This window comes from Streptomyces changanensis, assembly GCF_024600715.1.
GTDB lineage: Bacteria > Actinomycetota > Actinomycetes > Streptomycetales > Streptomycetaceae > Streptomyces > Streptomyces changanensis.
Window position 1 is genome coordinate 1,275,143 of sequence record NZ_CP102332.1, and the last position, 17,261, is coordinate 1,292,403.

General features: G+C 75.4%; 11 protein-coding genes and 1 pseudogene. 3 read left to right on the plus strand and 9 right to left on the minus strand.

Going from position 1 to position 17,261, the window contains the following annotated elements; all coding sequences use genetic code 11:
* Positions 1-2: 2 nt before the first annotated feature.
* From NRO40_RS05640 to NRO40_RS05660, 5 genes are all read right to left on the minus strand, one after another.
* Positions 3-1,067, minus strand: coding sequence for a segregation and condensation protein A (locus NRO40_RS05640; protein ID WP_306674856.1), 1,065 nt, complete (start codon positions 1,065-1,067; stop codon positions 3-5).
* A 636-nt stretch (positions 1,068-1,703) separates the two neighbouring features.
* Complete coding sequence (locus tag NRO40_RS05645; RefSeq protein ID WP_257375341.1) at positions 1,704-2,222, minus strand: hypothetical protein; 519 nt, start codon at positions 2,220-2,222, stop codon at positions 1,704-1,706.
* Complete coding sequence (locus NRO40_RS05650) at positions 2,207-3,379, minus strand: ParA family protein (RefSeq protein WP_079047396.1); 1,173 nt, start codon at positions 3,377-3,379, stop codon at positions 2,207-2,209. Before NRO40_RS05650 ends, NRO40_RS05645 begins: the two co-directional genes overlap by 16 nt.
* A gap of 394 nt (positions 3,380-3,773) precedes the next feature.
* Complete coding sequence (gene ald / locus NRO40_RS05655) at positions 3,774-4,889, minus strand: alanine dehydrogenase (protein WP_058944415.1); 1,116 nt, start codon at positions 4,887-4,889, stop codon at positions 3,774-3,776.
* 154 nt (positions 4,890-5,043) lie between these two features.
* Positions 5,044-7,056 carry a tetratricopeptide repeat protein gene (locus tag NRO40_RS05660; protein ID WP_058944429.1) on the minus strand — a complete coding sequence of 671 codons (2,013 nt, stop codon included), beginning with the start codon at positions 7,054-7,056 and terminating at the stop codon, positions 5,044-5,046.
* Positions 7,057-7,335: 279 nt separating this feature from the next.
* Here NRO40_RS05660 and NRO40_RS30735 point away from each other — a divergent pair.
* Positions 7,336-8,403, plus strand: a pseudogene (locus NRO40_RS30735) (hypothetical protein); the annotation flags it as partial.
* A 21-nt stretch (positions 8,404-8,424) separates the two neighbouring features.
* On the opposite strand, the gene NRO40_RS05665 reads toward NRO40_RS30735, so the two are convergent.
* Together NRO40_RS05665 and NRO40_RS05670 are read right to left on the minus strand one after the other, a co-directional pair.
* Positions 8,425-9,051, minus strand: coding sequence for an NUDIX domain-containing protein (locus tag NRO40_RS05665; RefSeq protein WP_058944417.1), 627 nt, complete (start codon positions 9,049-9,051; stop codon positions 8,425-8,427).
* A 94-nt stretch (positions 9,052-9,145) separates the two neighbouring features.
* A complete protein-coding gene (locus tag NRO40_RS05670) occupies positions 9,146-10,795 on the minus strand; it encodes a CTP synthase (RefSeq protein ID WP_058944418.1) in 1,650 nt (549 codons plus the stop codon).
* A gap of 533 nt (positions 10,796-11,328) precedes the next feature.
* On the opposite strand from NRO40_RS05670, the gene NRO40_RS05675 reads away from it, so the two are divergent.
* Both NRO40_RS05675 and NRO40_RS05680 read left to right on the plus strand, forming a co-directional pair.
* Positions 11,329-13,131 (plus strand): glycoside hydrolase family 15 protein, encoded by a 1,803-nt coding sequence (locus NRO40_RS05675; protein WP_058944419.1) that lies wholly within the window; start codon positions 11,329-11,331, stop codon positions 13,129-13,131.
* 336 nt (positions 13,132-13,467) lie between these two features.
* The gene (locus NRO40_RS05680) at positions 13,468-15,105 is read left to right on the plus strand and encodes a PucR family transcriptional regulator (protein WP_058944420.1); all 1,638 of its coding nucleotides are present in this window, start codon (positions 13,468-13,470) and stop codon (positions 15,103-15,105) included.
* Between the two features lie 77 nt (positions 15,106-15,182).
* Here NRO40_RS05680 and NRO40_RS05685 read toward each other — a convergent pair whose 3' ends face one another.
* The gene (locus tag NRO40_RS05685) at positions 15,183-16,316 is read right to left on the minus strand and encodes a glycosyltransferase family 4 protein (protein ID WP_079047397.1); all 1,134 of its coding nucleotides are present in this window, start codon (positions 16,314-16,316) and stop codon (positions 15,183-15,185) included.
* A 112-nt stretch (positions 16,317-16,428) separates the two neighbouring features.
* Positions 16,429-17,184 carry a hypothetical protein gene (locus NRO40_RS05690; protein ID WP_058944421.1) on the minus strand — a complete coding sequence of 252 codons (756 nt, stop codon included), beginning with the start codon at positions 17,182-17,184 and terminating at the stop codon, positions 16,429-16,431.
* Positions 17,185-17,261: the final 77 nt, after the last annotated feature.

The window sequence follows — 17,261 nt, forward strand, 5'->3', positions numbered from 1 at the left end:
CGTCACGTCTCCTCCTGGTCGAACTCGTCGGTCACGGCGACACCGTCCCCGCCCGTCCACCGCACGGTGAGCTCCCCGAGGGCGTCCTCCTGCTCCAGGGCGACGGCCTTCTCCCGGTACAGCTCCAGCAGGGCGAGGAACCGGGCGACGACGGTGAGGGTGTCCGGGGCGTCCTCGGCCAGCTCCCGGAAGCTGACCTCACCGCGCTCCCGCAGCCGGGCGACGACCACCCCGGCCTGCTCCCGGACGCTGACCAGCGGGGCGTGGATGTGCTCGACGTACACCTGCGGCCTGGGCTTCGGCCGCATCGCCTTGACGGCCAGCCGGGCGAACCGCTCGGCGCCGACGCTGATGACCACCTCCGGCAACAGCTCCGCGTGGTGCGGCTCCAGTCCGACGGTGCGGGGGTGGCGCCGCCCCTCGCTCTCCAGCCGCTCGCCGAAGATCTCGGCTACCCGCTTGTAGGCGCGGTACTGGAGGAGGCGCGCGAAGAGCAGGTCCCGCGCCTCCAGCAGGGCGAGGTCGGCCTCGTCCTCCACCTCGGCGGCGGGCAGCAGCCGGGCGGCCTTGAGGTCGAGCAGTGTGGCGGCCACGACGAGGAACTCGGTGGTCTGGTCGAGGTCCCAGTCGGGCCCCATGGCGCGGATGTGCGCCATGAACTCGTCGGTGACCTTCGACAGGGCGACCTCGGTGACGTCCAGCCGGTGCCTGGAGATCAGCTGGAGCAGCAGGTCGAAGGGCCCCTCGAAGTTGGCCAGCCGCACGGTGAACCGCCCGCCCGCCTCGGCGGCCCCCGGTTCCGTGCGCACGGCGGGCGGGGCGGGCGTCGCCGCGGGGGGTGCGGTGGGGGGCGGGGGCGTGGCGCCGGGGAGGGCGGCGGGCATGGCGGTGGCGGGAGCGCCGTCCGGGGATGCGCCGGGTGGCCGCGCGGCGGGCGGGACGGGCGCGTCGGAGGGCGCCGCGTCCGGAGACGCGAGGCGCGCGGCGGCGGCGTCGACGCGCGCGGCGGCGGTGGGGGCGGTGGTCGTGGCGGAGGAGGCGACCGGCGCCGCCGGGGGCGTGTCCATGGCTGTCGCGGGCGTGTCCGGCGCCGTCGCGGGTGTGTCCGGCGCCGTCGCGGGTGTGTCCGGCGCCGTCGCGGGTGTGTCCGGCGAGCCTGCGCCCGCGCCCGGCATGCCCGTGGACGTGTCGCGAGCGGCCCTGGGCGCGTCAGGGGCGGCCGGCCCGCTCGCAGGTGCCTTCGGCGCGCGTGCGGGCGTTTCCGGCGTCTCTGCGGGCGATTCCGGCGCGTTCCGGGGCGGGGTGGCGGGCTGGTACGGCGTGTCGGGTGCGGGCCGGGGCGCGACGGGCCCGGAGGGCGGCGTGTCCCGGGGTGCGACGGGCGGCGCCTGCGGCGTGTCGCGCTGCGTGGTGGAGCCCTCCCCCGCCTCGCCGGTCTCCCCCGGGCGGGCGACAGGCCCGGCATCCGGGTCCGACGGGGCCGACGGGTCCGTGCCGCCCGCGCCGGGCCGGGGGCCCGCGAGGGGCCCGGCGGCGTCGGCCGGGGGCGGCGCGCCCGGGCCGCGGCCGAGGAGGCGGCGCCGGCGGGGCGCGTCTGGCGGGTCGTTCGGGGGCATCGTGGTCCAGGGGCGAGCGGGGGCGGCCGGCCCGTAGGCTACCCCGGCGCGGGCGCCGGACGGCGCCGTACGCGCGCGGGGCGGGGCTCAGCGGCCGCGCAGGCGGCGTACCAGGATGCTCGCGTCCCCCCGGGACTCCAGGTCCGCCAGGACGACCGCGACGGCCTCGCGGACGATGCGCCCGCGGTCCACGGCCAGCCCGTGCTCACCGCGCAGGACCAGGCGCGCGTGCTCCAGGTCCATCAGTTCCTCGGCGGAGACGTAGACGGTGATCTTCTCGTCGTGGCGTTCCCGCCCGCTCGGCCGGCGGCTCGGGGAGCGGCGCCCGCGCCGGGCGGCCGGCGCGGCGGCGGCGTTCGCCGCCTTGGCCGCGGCTCCGGGCTCCGGCTGGTCCGCCGACGCGCGGGCGCGCGGCGGCCGGTCGGGCTCGGGCTCGCCCGCCGCCGTCGCGGCGTGCTCGTCGGAGGGCGGGTTCTGCTCGCCGGCCTGGCCGGGCACCCGGGGCTCCCCCGGGGTCTGGCGCCGGGGGGTCGACGCCTGCAGCGCCATGCCCCCGGTCGTACGGAACAGCTCGTCGGCACCGGGGAGACTCACTCGGCGTGACACCGGGCGAGCACCTCCCTGGCGAGCTGGCGGTAGGCGGCCGCGCCGACCGAGTTCGAGGCGTACGTGGTGATCGGCTCGCCGGCGACCGTGGTCTCCGGGAAGCGCACGGTACGGCCGATGACGGTGTGGTAGACGTGGTCGTCGAAGGCTTCCACCACCCGCGCGAGGACCTCGCGGCTGTGCACCGTCCGCGAGTCGTACATGGTGGCGAGGATGCCGTCGAGCTCCAACTCGGGGTTGAGGCGCTCCTGGACCTTCTCGATGGTCTCGGTCAGCAGCGCGACGCCGCGCAGCGCGAAGAACTCGCACTCGAGCGGCACTATCACCTTGTGAGCCGCCGTCAGCGCGTTGACCGTGAGCAGGCCGAGCGAGGGCTGACAGTCGATCACGATGTAGTCGTAGTCCTGGAGCAGCGGCTTCAGGGCGCGCTGGAGCGTGGACTCGCGCGCGACCTCGCTGACCAGCTGCACCTCGGCGGCCGAGAGGTCGATGTTGCTCGGCAGCAGGTCCATGTTGGGCACGGCGGTCTTGAGGAGGACCTCGTCCGCCGACATGCCCCGCTCCATGAGCAGGTTGTAGACCGTCAGGTCGAGTTCCATCGGGTTGACCCCGAGGCCGACCGAGAGCGCGCCCTGCGGGTCGAAGTCGACGAGCAGCACCCGCCGCCCGTACTCCGCCAGCGCGGCGCCCAGGTTGATGGTCGACGTGGTCTTGCCCACGCCGCCCTTCTGGTTGCACATCGCGATGATCTTCGCGGGGCCGTGCTCGGTGAGCGGGCCCGGGATCGGGAAGTACGGCAGGGGCCGCCCGGTCGGGCCGATCCGCTCGCGGCGCTGCCGGGCGGCGTCGGGCGCGAGCGTGGCCGCGTACTCCGGATCCGGCTCGTACTCGGCGTCGGGGTCGTAGAAGTGCCCCTCGGGCAGCTCGTCGTAGGCGGCGAAGTGGGTGGACTCTCGGCCACTCTCGTTGCCGGCCATGGCGTTCACGTGTTGGCCGTCCATCATCTTCATCGTGTGGGGTGTCGTCATGTGCTGGTGCGTCGCGAAGGTTCGGACAGCGACGGAGCCGACGGCCTCGAATCCGGACGGCGGGCCACCGTGGGCCGCCGCAGGCGTCCCTGGTTGGGCGGCCCCGGGAGTAAATGTCGACTCATTCACAAGTCGTCTTACCTCCTTGGACGTGACCAGGAAACTTATCGATAGGTCAGCGTGGCACCATGCCGACGGTTGGCGACTCTATGGCGTGTCACCGCTCCGCAGCAACACAATCGGCCGGACGCGGCGGGATGTGTCGGCGGGCGAACCCCCTCCTGTCAAGGGCGCGCGACCGCCGATCCACGCGTTTCGCGGGGGCGCGAATCGGTTCAAGGGTTACGTTCGAGGCGAGTTGCACCGGGTCGTGCGTGCGAGCGGACACACGTCCGGCCGGACCTCGTCGGGCGAGGTCCGGCCGGGTGCGTGAGGTTGACGACCTCCGTTGACCCCGCCGCGCCGACCCGCCGGGGCGGACCGGGCGGGGTGGTGGGGGGCGGCGGGGAGTTCGGCCGGGACGTCAGCCGATGAGCGTGTCGATCTCGACGTGGTCGAGGCCGTGCGCCTCGGCGACCTCCCGGTAGACGACCTTGCCGTCGTGGGTGTTGAGGCCCCTGGCCAGCGCGGGGTCGCGGCGCAGCGCCTCGACCCAGCCGTTGTTGGCGAGCGAGACGATGTACGGCAGCGTGGCGTTCGTCAGGGCGTTGGTGGAGGTGTTGGGCACCGCGCCCGGCATGTTGGCGACGCAGTAGAAGACCGAGCCGTGCACCGGGAAGGTCGGCTCGGCATGCGTGGTGGGGCGGGAGTCCTCGAAGCAGCCGCCCTGGTCGATCGCGATGTCGACAAGGACACTTCCGGGCTTCATCCGGGACACCAGCTCGTTGGTGACCAGCTTCGGGGCCTTGGCACCCGGGATGAGGACGGCGCCGATGACGAGGTCGGCGTCGAGGACGGCCTTCTCCAGCTCGAAGGAGTTGGACATCACCGCCTTGACCTTCGTACCGAAGATCTTGTCGGCCTCGCGCAGCTTGTTGATGTCGCGGTCGAGCAGGGTGACGTCGAAGCCCATGCCGACGGCGATCTGCGTGGCGTTCCAGCCGGAGACGCCGCCGCCGATGACGACGGCCTTGGCGGGGGTGACGCCCGGGACGCCGCCCGGCAGCACACCGCGGCCGCCGGCCGCGCGCATCAGGTGGTAGGCGCCGACCTGCGGGGCCAGCCGGCCCGCGACCTCGGACATCGGGGCGAGCAGCGGCAGCGCGCGGTTGGCGAGCTCGACCGTCTCGTACGCGATGGCGGTGGTGCCGGACTCCAGCAGGGCGTCCGTGCACTCGCGGGACGCGGCGAGGTGCAGGTAGGTGAAGAGGGTCTGGTCCTTGCGGAGGCGGTGGTACTCCTCGGCGATGGGCTCCTTGACCTTCAGCAGCAGGTCGGCGGTGGCCCAGACCTCGTCGGCGGTGGGGAGGATCCGCGCGCCGGCGGCCACGTACTCGGCGTCCGTGATCGAGGAGCCGGCACCGGCGTTCTGCTCGACGACGACCTCATGGCCGTTGCGGACGAGCTCGTGCACGCCGGCGGGGGTGATGGCCACGCGGAACTCGTTGTTCTTGACCTCGCGGGGGATGCCGACCTTCATCGTCGATCACGGTCCTTGACTCAGGGGTATTGGGGGTGAAGCGCTCTACAGCGATACATACCCGCGCGTACCAGGACGCAGCAGGGCACACCGCGGTTAATCGCAGCGGACCCAGTCTAATGAAGGACTTCCCCGTGTCTAGCCTTACAAAGCATTAATTTTTTTCGGAACCACTACGGATTTCGCAGGCTGGGGGTGCGGGCTCCCCGAGGTTGCCAGGACCGCCCTGACCTGCGGGCCCCGTCGGGGCGGCGAGTCCGCCGGGCCCGAGGAGCCCCTCGGCCGCCGTGCGGTGCAGCCGGGCCGCGGCCGGGTCGCCGAGCCGGTCGAGGGTGTCGGCCAGCCGTAGCCGCAGCGCCGCGTGGAGCCGGACGTCCCCGGCGCGGCGCGCCCACTCCACCGCCTCCTCGCAGGTGCGCAGGGACTCCTGGGGCCGGCCCGCGTACTCCTGCACCCTGGCCGCCTCGCTCAACGCCCGCGCGTGGCCCGGGACATCGCCCAGTCGCCGGTAACCGGCCGCCGCCGCACGCCAGTTGCGCAGCGCCTCGCCGTAGCGGCCCGCGTACGTGTGGACGGCGCCGAGCCTGCCGTACAGCCGCGCCTGGTCGGCCCGCTCGTCGCGGGCGAGGCGCTGGGCGAGGGCCCGGCCGTACCAGTCGGCGGCCCGCTGCCAGTCGCCCAGCTCCTGGTGGGCGCCGCCTACGGATTCCATGGCGCGGCCGGTCGCGTACGGGTCGTTCGCCAGCCGGCCGGCGTCCAGCGCCTCCCGGTAGCGGACCAGCGCGTCCCGGGTACGGCCGGTGCCGGCGTCCAGGTCGGCGAGGTTCAGCAGGGCGGCGGCGCGCTCCCGGTGCAGGCCCCGCCGCTCGGCCACCCCCAGGACCAGCTGGTGCAGGCCGTACAGCTGGGGCGCCGCGTCCTCGGTGCCCCGGTGCGCGGCGAGGGCCCGGACCAGGGCGGCGATCAGGCGCCTGGCCAGGGTGTCCAGCTCCCCGTCGGCGACGGCGACGCGCGCGGAGGCCAGCAGGACCGGTTCGCGCAGGCCCAGCCACTCGGCGGCGGCCGCGCGGTGGGGGAAGCGCAGGGCGCGGGGCAACCCGGCGAGGCGGCGGCGGGCGGGCGACCCCTCCGGCTCGGTGACCGCACGGCAGGAGTGGAGGAGCCGTACGGTCCGCTCCAGCATGCGCGCGCGGGCCAGCTGCACCTCGGCGGGCCGGTCCTCGGCGTCGAGCCGCTCCCGCAGGAAGGGCACCAGGCAGCCGGGCAGCTCGTACTGCCCGTCGTGCGCCCGCCGCACGAGGCCGCGCGCCGTGAACCCCTCCAGCATCGACGCGGCGCTCGACACCGAGCACCCGGCCAGCGCCGACAGGGTCTGCGGGTCGGCCAGGCCCAGCGGCGCCAGGGCGAGCAGGCGCAGGCCGCGGGCCCCCGACGCGGGCAGCGCCTCGTAGGCGAGGCGGAAGGCCCCGGCGAGGGGGCGGAGGGCCACCGGCCGACCGTCGTCGTGCGGGACGGACCGCAGCCGCTTGGCGAGGTCCGCGACGGAGGCGCCCGGGTGGGCGGCGAGCCAGCCGCCCGCGAGGAGGAGGGCGGCGGGCTGGCCCGCGCACAGCTCGGTGAGCGTCTCGGCGGCCTGCGGGTCGACGGTGATGCGGACGGAGCCCGCGTACCCGTCCAGCAGTTCCACGGCGGCCTTCACGTCCAGGCCGCCCACGGTGCAGGGGCGGACGTCCGGGATGCCGGTGAGGGGGCCCCGGGCGACGGCGACGACGAGGCAGCGGGGGTTCTCCGGCAGCAGCGCGTCCACCTGCTCGGCGTCGGCCGCGTCGTCCAGCAGGAGCAGGACGCGGCGGTCCCGCAGGGTCGCCCGCAGCAGGTCCCCGACCTCGTCCTCGTCGGCCCCGGCGGGTGCGACGAGGCCCAGGTCCTCCAGCAGGCCCCGGGCGACGCGCTCCACCGGCACGGGTTCCCCGCCCGGCTCGCTCAGCCGGGCCCGCAGGACGCCGTCGGGGTAGCCGCGCGCGAGGTCCCGCGCCAGCTCCTCGGCGAGCGCGGTACGGCCGGAGCCGGGCCGCCCGGCGATGAGCAGGATCCGGGCGCGGGGCGCCTTGCGCCCGGCCAGCGTGTCCAGGCCCGCGCGCGAGATGTCCGCCCGCAGCGCCTTCATCTCCCGCTCCCGCCCGAGGAACCGCGGCGCCCCGGCCTGCCCGGGCGCCGGGCGGGCCGGGGCGGGCCCGGCACCCGGGCGGCCCGGCTCGAAGGGCCCGCCGTCGGGGCGCGACGGCTCGAAACCCCCGGCGCCCGGACGGCCCGACTCGAAGCGCCCTGCCCCGAACCCACCTGACTCGGGGCGGCCGCCCCGAAGGCGCCCCCTCTCGGGCCGGTCCGACTCCGGGCGGCTGGCGCTGGGGCAGTCCGGCCCCAGGCGGCGGGCGTCGGGACGGCCCGACTCGGAGCTGCCGACGCCGGGGCGGTCCGCCTCCGGGCGGCCGACGCTGGGACGGTCCGCCTCCGGGCGGCGGGCGCCGGGACGGTCCGACTCGGAGCGGCCGACGCTGGGACTGTGCGACTCCAGACGGTCGGCGCTGGGACGGTCCGACTCCGGGCCGCCGACGCCGGGACGGTACGAGTCCGGGCCGTCGGCGCCGGGACGGTCCGACTCCGAGCGGCCGGCACCGGGACGGTCCGACTCCGGGCGGCCGCCGACGCCGGGACAGGGCGACTCCGAGCGGCCGACGCCAGGGCGGGGGGGCTCGGACCGGTCCCTTCGGGCGCCGGGGGCTTCGGGGCGGCGCGTCACAGGGCGGCCCGGCTCGGGGAAGGCGGTACCGGGGCGACCCTCCTCGGGCTGCCCGCTTCCGGGACGACCGGGCTCCGGCGCGGCGGCGGGATGGCCGGGATCGGGGCGGCCGGCGCCCGCCCTCCCCGACGCCGACCCCGGACGCCCCGGCGCCGGGCGGCCGGCGCTGGGGCGGGCCGATTCGGGGAGGGGGACGCCGTCAGGGGTGGCGGAACGGGGGGCGCGGGCAGGACCGGAGACCGTGGACCGGGAGGAGCCGGTGGGGTGGGAGGGACCTGCGGGGCCGCACTGTCCGGTGGGCCCGGAGGGGGCCGTCTGCCCCGTGGGGCGGGACACCGCGAAGGACCTGGACGGCTCGGTGACCCCGGGGACCCCGGAGGCCCCGGACGGCCCGGACGGCCCGGACGGACCCGTGGCACCGGACGGACCCGTGGCGTCGGCCCGTGGCGCGGGTTCGCCCCGCGTCATGGGGGCCGGGGCGGGCGGCGCGTCGGGGAGGGCGCGGCGTCCGGCGTCCGGCGGCGTGGCGCCGGCCTTCCCGGGCCGCTCGGCTCCGCCGATGTTCACCGCCTGATCCGTCACGGGTCACGCTCCCGTCCGCCTGCGCACGAGCTGGTCCCGCCGGGTCCCCGAGCGGGTGCTCCGAGCGTAGTTCAGCGCCGGGTGCCCGCGGTGCTGGGCACGGCCCGTACATCGCCCGATCGGATCAACTGATCGTCACACTGATGCCACGCGTCACGCGGGGAAGGGCCGGGCCGGCCACGGCGCCTCGGCGGGCCGCAGCGCCTCGAAGCCGTCACCCGCACGGGCAGCCAGGACCGACAGGACACCGACGACGAGGCAGTTGTTGTGGAGCTCGCCCGCGAGCACCCCGCGCGCGAGCTCGGTCAGCGGTACGCGGGCCAGCTCCATGTCGGCCTCCTCCTCGGCGACCTCGAAGCGGACGCCCTCCGCCTCGGACAGCCCGCGGGCGAGGAAGACGCGTACCGCCTCGTCGCAGCCGCCCGGCGTGGTGTACACGTCGGTGAGGACGTGCCACTCCTCCGCCTTGACGTGGGCCTCCTCGTACAGCTCGCGCTGGGCTGCGTGCAGGGGGTTCTCGCCGGGGACGTCCAGCAGGCCCGCCGGGATCTCCCAGAGCTTGTGGCGGACGGGATGGCGGTACTGGCGCAGCACGAGGACGCGGTCCTCGTCGTCGAGGGCGAGGACGGCGACCGAACCGGGGTGGACCTGGTAGTCGCGGCCCACGACCGTGCCGTCCGGCATGACCACGTCGTCGGTGCGGACACTGGTCTTGTTGCCCCGGAAGGGGGTCGAGGTCGCGGTGACCCGCCACTCTTCGGGCGTGTCCTGGATGGTCATGGAAGACGTCCTCCCTCGTACACGGGCGTACACGAAAAACCGGGGCACGTGCCCTGATCAGGCCCGTACCCCGGTCAACCGTATCGCTAGCGCGTCACTTGCCCGTCTTGCGCTCCACGGCCGCCTTCACCAGGCCCGCGAAGAGCGGGTGCGGCCGGGTCGGCCGGGACCGCAGCTCGGGGTGGGCCTGCGTGGCGACGAGGTAGGGGTGCACCTCGCGCGGGTACTCGACGTACTCGACGAGCTTGTTGTCCGGGGAGGTGCCGGAGAAGACGATGCCCGCCTTCTTCTCCAGCTCCGCGCGGTAGGCGTTGTTCACCTCGTAGCGGTGGCGGTGGCGCTCGTCGACGTACGGCTGGTCGCCGTAGGCCTCGCGGACGACGGAGCCCTCGGCGAGCTTCGCCGGGTACAGGCCCAGGCGCATGGTGCCGCCGAGGTCGCCCGCGCCCTCGACGTACGCCAGCTGCTCCTCCATCGTCGAGATGACGGGGTGGGAGGTCGCGGCGTCGAACTCGGTGGAGTTCGCGTCGGTGATGCCGGCGAGGTTGCGCGCGGCCTCGATGACGATGCACTGCAGGCCGAGGCAGAGGCCGAGCAGCGGGACGCGGTTCTCGCGGGCGTACCGGATCGCGCCGACCTTGCCGTTGACGCCCCGCTCGCCGAAGCCGCCGGGGATGACGATCGCGTCGACGTCGCCGAGCTGCTGGGCGGCGCCGGCCTCGGTCTTGCAGTCGTCGGAGGTGACCCACTTGACCTTGACGCGGGCCTTGTTGGCGAAGCCGCCGGCGCGCATGGCCTCCGTCACCGACAGGTAGGCGTCGGGCAGGTCGATGTACTTGCCGACGAGCGCGACCGTGACCTCGTGGTCGGGGTTGTGCACGCGGTCCAGCAGGTCGTCCCACGTCGTCCAGTCGACGTCGCGGAACGGCAGGTCGAGCTTGCGCACGACGTACGCGTCGAGGCCCTCGGTGTGCAGCACCTTCGGGATGTCGTAGATCGACTTGGCGTCGATGGCCGCCACCACGGCCGCCTCGTCGACGTCGCACATGAGTGAGATCTTGCGCTTGATGGCCGTGGGCACGTCGCGGTCGGCGCGCAGCACGATCGCGTCGGGCTGGATGCCGATGTTGCGCAGGGCGGCGACGGAGTGCTGGGTGGGCTTGGTCTTCAGCTCGCCCGAGGGGCCGATGTAGGGCAGCAGCGAGATGTGCACGACGAAGACGTTGTCCCGGCCGACCTCGTGGCGGACCTGGCGGACCGTCTCCAGGAACGGCAGCGACTCGATGTCGCCGACGGTGCCGCCGACCTCCGTGATCACGACGTCGACGTCGTCGGTGGCCATGCGGCGGATGCGGTGCTTGATCTCGTTGGTGATGTGCGGGATGACCTGGACGGTGTCGCCGAGGTACTCGCCGCGCCGCTCCTTGGCGATGACCTGGCTGTAGACCTGGCCGGTGGTGACGTTGGCCGAGCCGTCGAGGTCGACGTCGAGGAACCGCTCGTAGTGGCCGATGTCCAGGTCGGTCTCGGCGCCGTCGTTGGTGACGAACACCTCACCGTGCTGGAAGGGGTTCATCGTGCCCGGGTCGACGTTGAGGTACGGGTCGAGCTTCTGCATCGTGACCCGAAGGCCCCGGGCCTTGAGGAGCGCACCCAGGCTGGAGGCGGTCAGGCCCTTGCCGAGGGAGGACGCGACACCCCCGGTGACGAAGATGTGCTTGGTCGTCGTGGATTTGGGCGGCATGGCCAAGAGGGGGCTCCCGTGGTCGCGGTCTGGAGGTGCGTACCGGCGTCCGATCCGGAGGACCGAGGGAAGAAACCCGAGGTCTCCGGGGGTGCCGTCGCTGCGGTATCGGGGGCCGCCGATTGGTTCTGCGGCGCCCACCGGTCCACGGGCTACCAGGGTATCAGCGCCGGAGGAGGACCGCGTTCCGGCCGCGCGGCGCCCATGAACCGGCCATTGTTCGGTACCGTTCGGCTGGGTGCGGGTGTGTGCGGAGCGGACGGCGGACAGATGACCGCGCGCCGATCCGCATGGATGCGCACAGCGGGGTACTGGCTCATTCGTTCAGGCATCCGCCCCACCACCCACAACCAGGAAGATCACACGGAGATCCCGGGCGCGTCGTATCCTGCTCGGACACCCGTTGCCGAGTCAGGCCCGCATACGGCACCACCCCCGCCCGTCGCCCGGGAACCCTCGCGCCAACGATCCTTGACCCTGACCCCAGTAAGCGCCCCGCGGGGCGAACGTGGCCGTTCGACTGGAGATTGCACGTGGCCGGGCGCATCGAGGACTACGCACTCATCGGAGACATGCAGACCGCTGCCCTGGTCTGCCGGGACGGCACGGCCGACTGGCTGTGCCTGCCCCGCTTCGACTCGCATGCCGTCTTCGCAGGAATCCTCGGGACCGAGGAGCACGGATTCTGGCGGATCGGTCCGGTGCCCGCCGAGGGCGCCGAACCCCCGGCCGCCGACCGCCGCCACTACCGCGGCGACTCGCTCATCCTCGAGTCCGAGTGGGACACACCGCGCGGCACCGTCCGCATCACGGACTTCATGCCGCCCCGCGACGGCGCGCCGCAGCTGGTGCGGATCGTCGAGGGCGTCAGCGGCCGCGTGAAGATGCGCTCGTCGCTGCGGATGCGGTTCAGCTACGGCCGCGTCGTGCCGTGGGTCCACAAGGTCGACAACCGCACGGTCGCCGTCGCCGGCCCTGACTCGGTGTGGCTGGACACGGCCTGCGAGACGCACGGCGAGAACCTCACGACGTACTCCGACTTCACCATCACGCCCGGTGAGCGGGTCGCCTTCACCATCAGCTGGCAGCCCTCGCACCACGCGCAGCCGCCGCTGCCGGACCCCGAGGCGGCCCTGGTGGCGACGAGCGACTTCTGGCGGGAGTGGGTCGACCACTGCACCTACCGCGGTCCCTACCGCGAGGCCGTGATCCGCTCGCTGATCACGCTGAAGGCCCTGACGTACGCCCCGACCGGCGGCATCGTCGCGGCGCCGACGACCTCCCTGCCGGAGGACATCGGCGGCGTGCGGAACTGGGACTACCGCTACACCTGGCTGCGGGACGCCGCCATCACGCTCTCCTCGCTGCTGCGCACCGGCTACCGCGAGGAGGCCCGCGCCTGGCGCGAGTGGCTGCTGCGCGCGGTCGCCGGCGACCCCGAGAACCTCCAGATCATGTACGGCATCGCGGGCGAGCGTGAGCTCGGCGAGGCCGAGCTGGACTGGCTGCCCGGCTACGAGGGCTCCGCCCCGGTCCGCGTCGGCAACGGCGCCGCGGCCCAGCTCCAGCTGGACGTGTACGGCGAGGTCACCGAGGCCCTGCACCTGGCCCACATGACCGGCCTGGCCCGCAACGACTACGCCTCGCTCCTCCAGCTGAAGCTGATCAACTACCTGGAGAAGCACTGGACCGAGCCCGACGAGGGCATCTGGGAGGTGCGCGGCCCGCGCCGCCACTTCGTCCACTCCAAGGTCATGGCGTGGGTCGCCGTCGACCGCACGATCAAGCTGATCGAGTCGGGCGACGCCGACGGGCCGCTGGACCGCTGGCGCGAGCTGCGCGACGAGATCCACCGGGACGTGTGCGAGAAGGGCTACGACCCGGAGCGCAACACCTTCACCCAGTCGTACGGCTCCAAGGAGCTGGACGCGTCGCTGCTGCTCATCCCTCAGGTGGGCTTCCTGCCGCCGGACGACAAGCGGGTCATCGGCACGATCGAGGCGATCCAGCGGGAGCTGTCCACGGAGGACGGCTTCATCCTGCGCTACCCGACGCAGGGCTCCGACGAGGGCGTGGACGGCCTGCCGGGCGACGAGGGCGCGTTCCTCGCCTGCTCGTTCTGGATGGCGGACGACCTGGCGATGATCGGCCGGGTCGACGAGGCCCGCAAGCTCTTCGAGAAGCTCCTCGCGCTGCGCAACGACCTCGGGCTGCTCGCGGAGGAGTGGGACCCGCGGCTCCAGCGCCAGGTCGGGAACTTCCCGCAGGCGTTCAGCCACGTGCCGCTGATCGACACGGCGCTGCGGCTGACCGCGAGCGGCGCGTACGGCGGCTGACGGCCCGCAGGGCGGACGCCGGCGCGTAGGGCGGTCGGCGGCGCGTACGGCGGTCGGCGGCGCGTACGGCGTCCAGGGGCCGGCAGGGCGGGCGCCGGCCCGCACCACATGACGGGCGCCGGCCCGTACGACGGTCGGCCCGCTCCTGGCGAGGCCCGTCCCGGGGGCGGTTCACGCTCCGGGGCGGGCCGTCGGCACGTTTGGGGAGTGACGTACGACACATCCGACCGGGCCCCGTCAAGAGGCGGGCGCCCGCGGCGAGTTGCCGCGGCCCGGTACGGACCGTCACCCGCCGGTGCTGCCGTGGCGGCACCGGCGCGGGTAGCGTCCGGCCCCATGGAGGAACAGGGCGGTATCACCGTGCGCCGGGCGCTGGAGCTGCCGGGGCTGCGCGGCGGGCTCCCCGAGGTGGTCGCGGGCGCCGACCGGCTGCACCGCACGGTCCGGTGGGTGCACGCCGGCGAGGTGCCGAACATCGCGTCGCTGCTCAAGGGCGGCGAGCTGCTGCTGACGACCGGCATCGGCATCGGGACGCGCCCGGCCGACCAGCGGGCGTTCGTGCGGCGGCTGGCGGAACGCGGGATCGCCGCGCTGGTCGTGGAGCTCGGGGCGCGCTTCCCCCGGCTGCCCGTGGCGGTCGTGGAGAGCGCGCGGGCGGCCGGGATGCCGCTGGTCCAGCTGCACCGGGAGGTGCCGTTCGTCTCGGTGACGGAGGAGGTCCACACCGAGATCGTCAACGGCCACTACGCGCTGCTGCGGCGGGCCGAGGAGGTGCACCGGCGGTGCACGGAGGCGCTCCTCGCGGGTGGCGGCGTACCCCACGTACTGCGCATCCTGGCCGCCTTCGCGGGCAACCCGGTGTTCCTGGAGGCCGCCGACGGCCGGCTGCTGTACGCCGCCGAGGGCGACGGGGGCACGCCGTGCGCCGACCCGTTGCAGGTGTGGGAGGGGTTGCGCGGGCAGCGCGGCGGTGAGCTGCCCGCCGGTTCGGTGCTGGTCGACGTGCCGGGTGGCGGGCCGGTCGGCGGACCGGGGCCGGGCGGGGTGCGGGCCCGGCTGGTGCTGCTGCCCGTGGCGGGGCTGCTGCTGCCGGTCCACCGGATGGCGGCGGAGCGCGCGGCGGGCATCCTCGCCGTCGTGCTGATGCAGGCCCGGCAGGAGGAGGAGCTGGCCGCCCGGGGACGCGGGGACTTCCTGACGGACCTGGCGGAGGGGCGGATCCCGGCGGAGGACGCGCCGGCGCGGGCCCGGGTGCTCGGGTTCCGGCCGGGTGACGGGCCGCTGCTGCCGGTCGTCATGCGGCTGACCGCCGGGCACTCCCCCGCCGGCGGCTGGGCGCTGCTGGCCCGGGCGGTGACCGACGAGCTGTCGCGGGTCGGGGTGCCGGTCCTGGTGGGGGTGCGCCCGGTGGAGGGGCGGGTGCCGCTGCTGCTGGGGCTGCGGGACGAGGCCGAGCGCACGGCGGTGGCCGACCGGGTGGCCGCCGCGCTGCGCGCCGGTGCGGAGCGCGCCGGACTGGACCGCTCCGACGGCCACCCCCCGGCCGTCGTAGTGGGCGTGGCGGGCGGCTGGGCGGCGGCGTCCGCCGGGCTGCGGCACGCCGCGGAGACGGCCGCCGCCGCGCAGGGCCTGCCCGAGCGGCCCTGGCACGACGCGCGGCGCCTCGACATCGACCTGCTGCTGTGGCGGCTGCACCGGCACGACGGGGCGGCGCTGGCCGCGTTCGTGGACCGGGCGATCGGGCCGCTGCGGGCCCATGACGCGGCCTCCCGCAGCCCGCTGCTGCCGACGCTGGAGACGTACCTGGCGCACGCCGGGCGCAAGGCGGAGACGGCTCGGGAACTGCACCTGAACCGCCAGACGCTGTACAACCGCCTCGCCCGCATCGCGGAGCTGCTCGGTACGGACCTGGACGACCCGCAGACCGTCCTGGTCCTGTCGCTCGCCCTGCGGGCCCGCCGCCACACCCCCTGACCGGGCCCTGCCCCGGCCCCGGCTGCCCCGGCTGCCCCGGACGGGGATTCCCGCCCGCGGTGCGCCCGTACGGCGGCTCAGGCGTCGCCGTCCCCGTGGCCGCCGCCATGCCCGCTCCCGTGTCCGCGGGGCGTGCGGCGGGGGCAGAGTTCGTCGTAGACGCTGAGGACCTGGGCGATCGTCTCGTCCTCGGTGGGCCACGTCGCGGCCTGGCGGGGGCCCGCCGCCGCGAGCGCGGCGTGCCGCGCCGGGTCGGTGAGCAGGCGGGACACGGCCGCGGCGAGCGCCACGGCGTCCGCGTACGGGACCAGTTCCGCCGCGTCGCCGACCAGTTCCGGTACGCCGCCCACCGCCGTCGCCACCAGGGGCACGCCGAGCCGCAACGCCTCCTGGGCCAGCGGTGCCCGCGCCTCCCAGCGCCCGGCCAGCACGGCGACGTCCGACCCGGCCAGCAACGCGGTGACGTCCTCGCGGGGGCCGAGGAGCCGCACGGGCAGGCCCTCGACGTCGACGCGGCGCTGGAGCGCGGGCCGCCGGGAGCCGTCGCCGGCGACGGCCACGAGCGGCACGGGATCGTGGCCGAGCCACCGCCGCGACGCGTCGAACAGCGTGTCGTGGCCCCGGTACGGCTCCAGCGGCCCGGCGGTCACGACCAGCGGCCGGTCCAGGGCGCCCAGTTCGGCCCGCGCCTTCTCCCCCGGCAGGTCGGCGAGCCCGCTCGGCGGCGGCAGGGTGACCGGCCCCAGGCGGGCGTCGCGGGCACCCCTGCGCCGCGCCCGGTCGACCAGCTCCGACGACGTGGCCAGCACCACGGCCGCCGCGCGGACGGCCTTGCGTTCCATGAATCCGACGAGCTGCGCACGGGCCCCCTCGGCCCGCGGCCGGGAGTGCCAGGTGACGACGAGCGGCACCGGCTGGGCGGCGAGGGCCATCCCGGTCCGTACCGCCGCGTGGACCCCGTGCGCGTGGACGACGTCGGCGCCCGCGCAGGCGGCCCGCAGCGCACCGACGGCGAGGGGGTCGCTGCGGCGCGGCACGGGGACGAAGCGCGCCCCCGCGCCGAGGAAGTCGTAGTCGTGGTCCAGCTCCGCGGGGGCGCACACGGTCACCCGCACGCCCCTGGCCACCAGCCCGGCGGCCAGTGATCGGACATGAGCGCTGCTGCCCGCGCTGCCGCCGCCCAGCACTTGGACCGTACGCAGCTGTGTCACGCGCCAAGGATGCCAGTCCGTACGCACGTTCCGGCACCGGCGCTCGGAGGGGGCCCGCCGCATCGCGCCACTTTCCGGCGCACGACGGCGTGAGCCCGCACCTCGGGTTCACTCACATGGGTGAGCGTGCACGCCGGCTGACGGCATCGCCGTCGGCAGCGGCCGCGACGAGCGCGACGGCGTGCAGGACCAGCCCGGGCCGCCCGTTGGCGGCGGCCACGGCCGTGCCCAGGGCGGCGCCCAGTGCGTGCGCGCCGGCGTCCCCGAGCATCGTCCGCTCCCCCAGGTCGTCGGCGAGCACCGCGGCGGCGGCGCCCAGCGGGGCGGCGGCGAACGGCAGGCCGCGCGCCACTCCGGGCGTCCCGAGGGCGATGGCGGTGAGCGCGGCCCGCCCGGGGCGCACGTCCACGAGGTTGACCAGATGTGCACTGCCCGCGACGACGACGCCGGCGAGGACCTTGTCGAGCGGACGGTCCTTCAGCAACGCGCCCGCGGCGAGTCCGGCGGCGCCGATCCCGAACAGTTTGACGGCCCCGCTGGTGACCTCGCCGTCGCGCAGCGCGCCGAGGTGGGCGCAAAACCCGCGCCGGTGGTCGCCGCGGACGTCGTCGTACGCCCCGCAGGCCGCGCCGGCGAGCGTCGCCAGCAGGACGGCGCCCCGCTCCCGGCGCGTCACCGCGCCGAGGGCGGCGCCGACGGCGGTGCCGGCGGCCACGGCGGGACCGGCGTACAGGTCGACGGTGCGGCCGGCGTGGTTGGTCCGCTCCCAGGCGGGCCGGCGCCGGCGCCGCAGCACCGCGCCGACGGCCCGGGCCGCGGCGGCGGCCGTCCCGCACGCGACGGCGGCCCTCGTGAGGTTCCCGATCACGACCGGCACCTTATCGGGGCCGCCGCCCGCAGCGGCCCAGGGGGTCCGGGACGTCCGCCCGCGGGAACCCCGGCGGT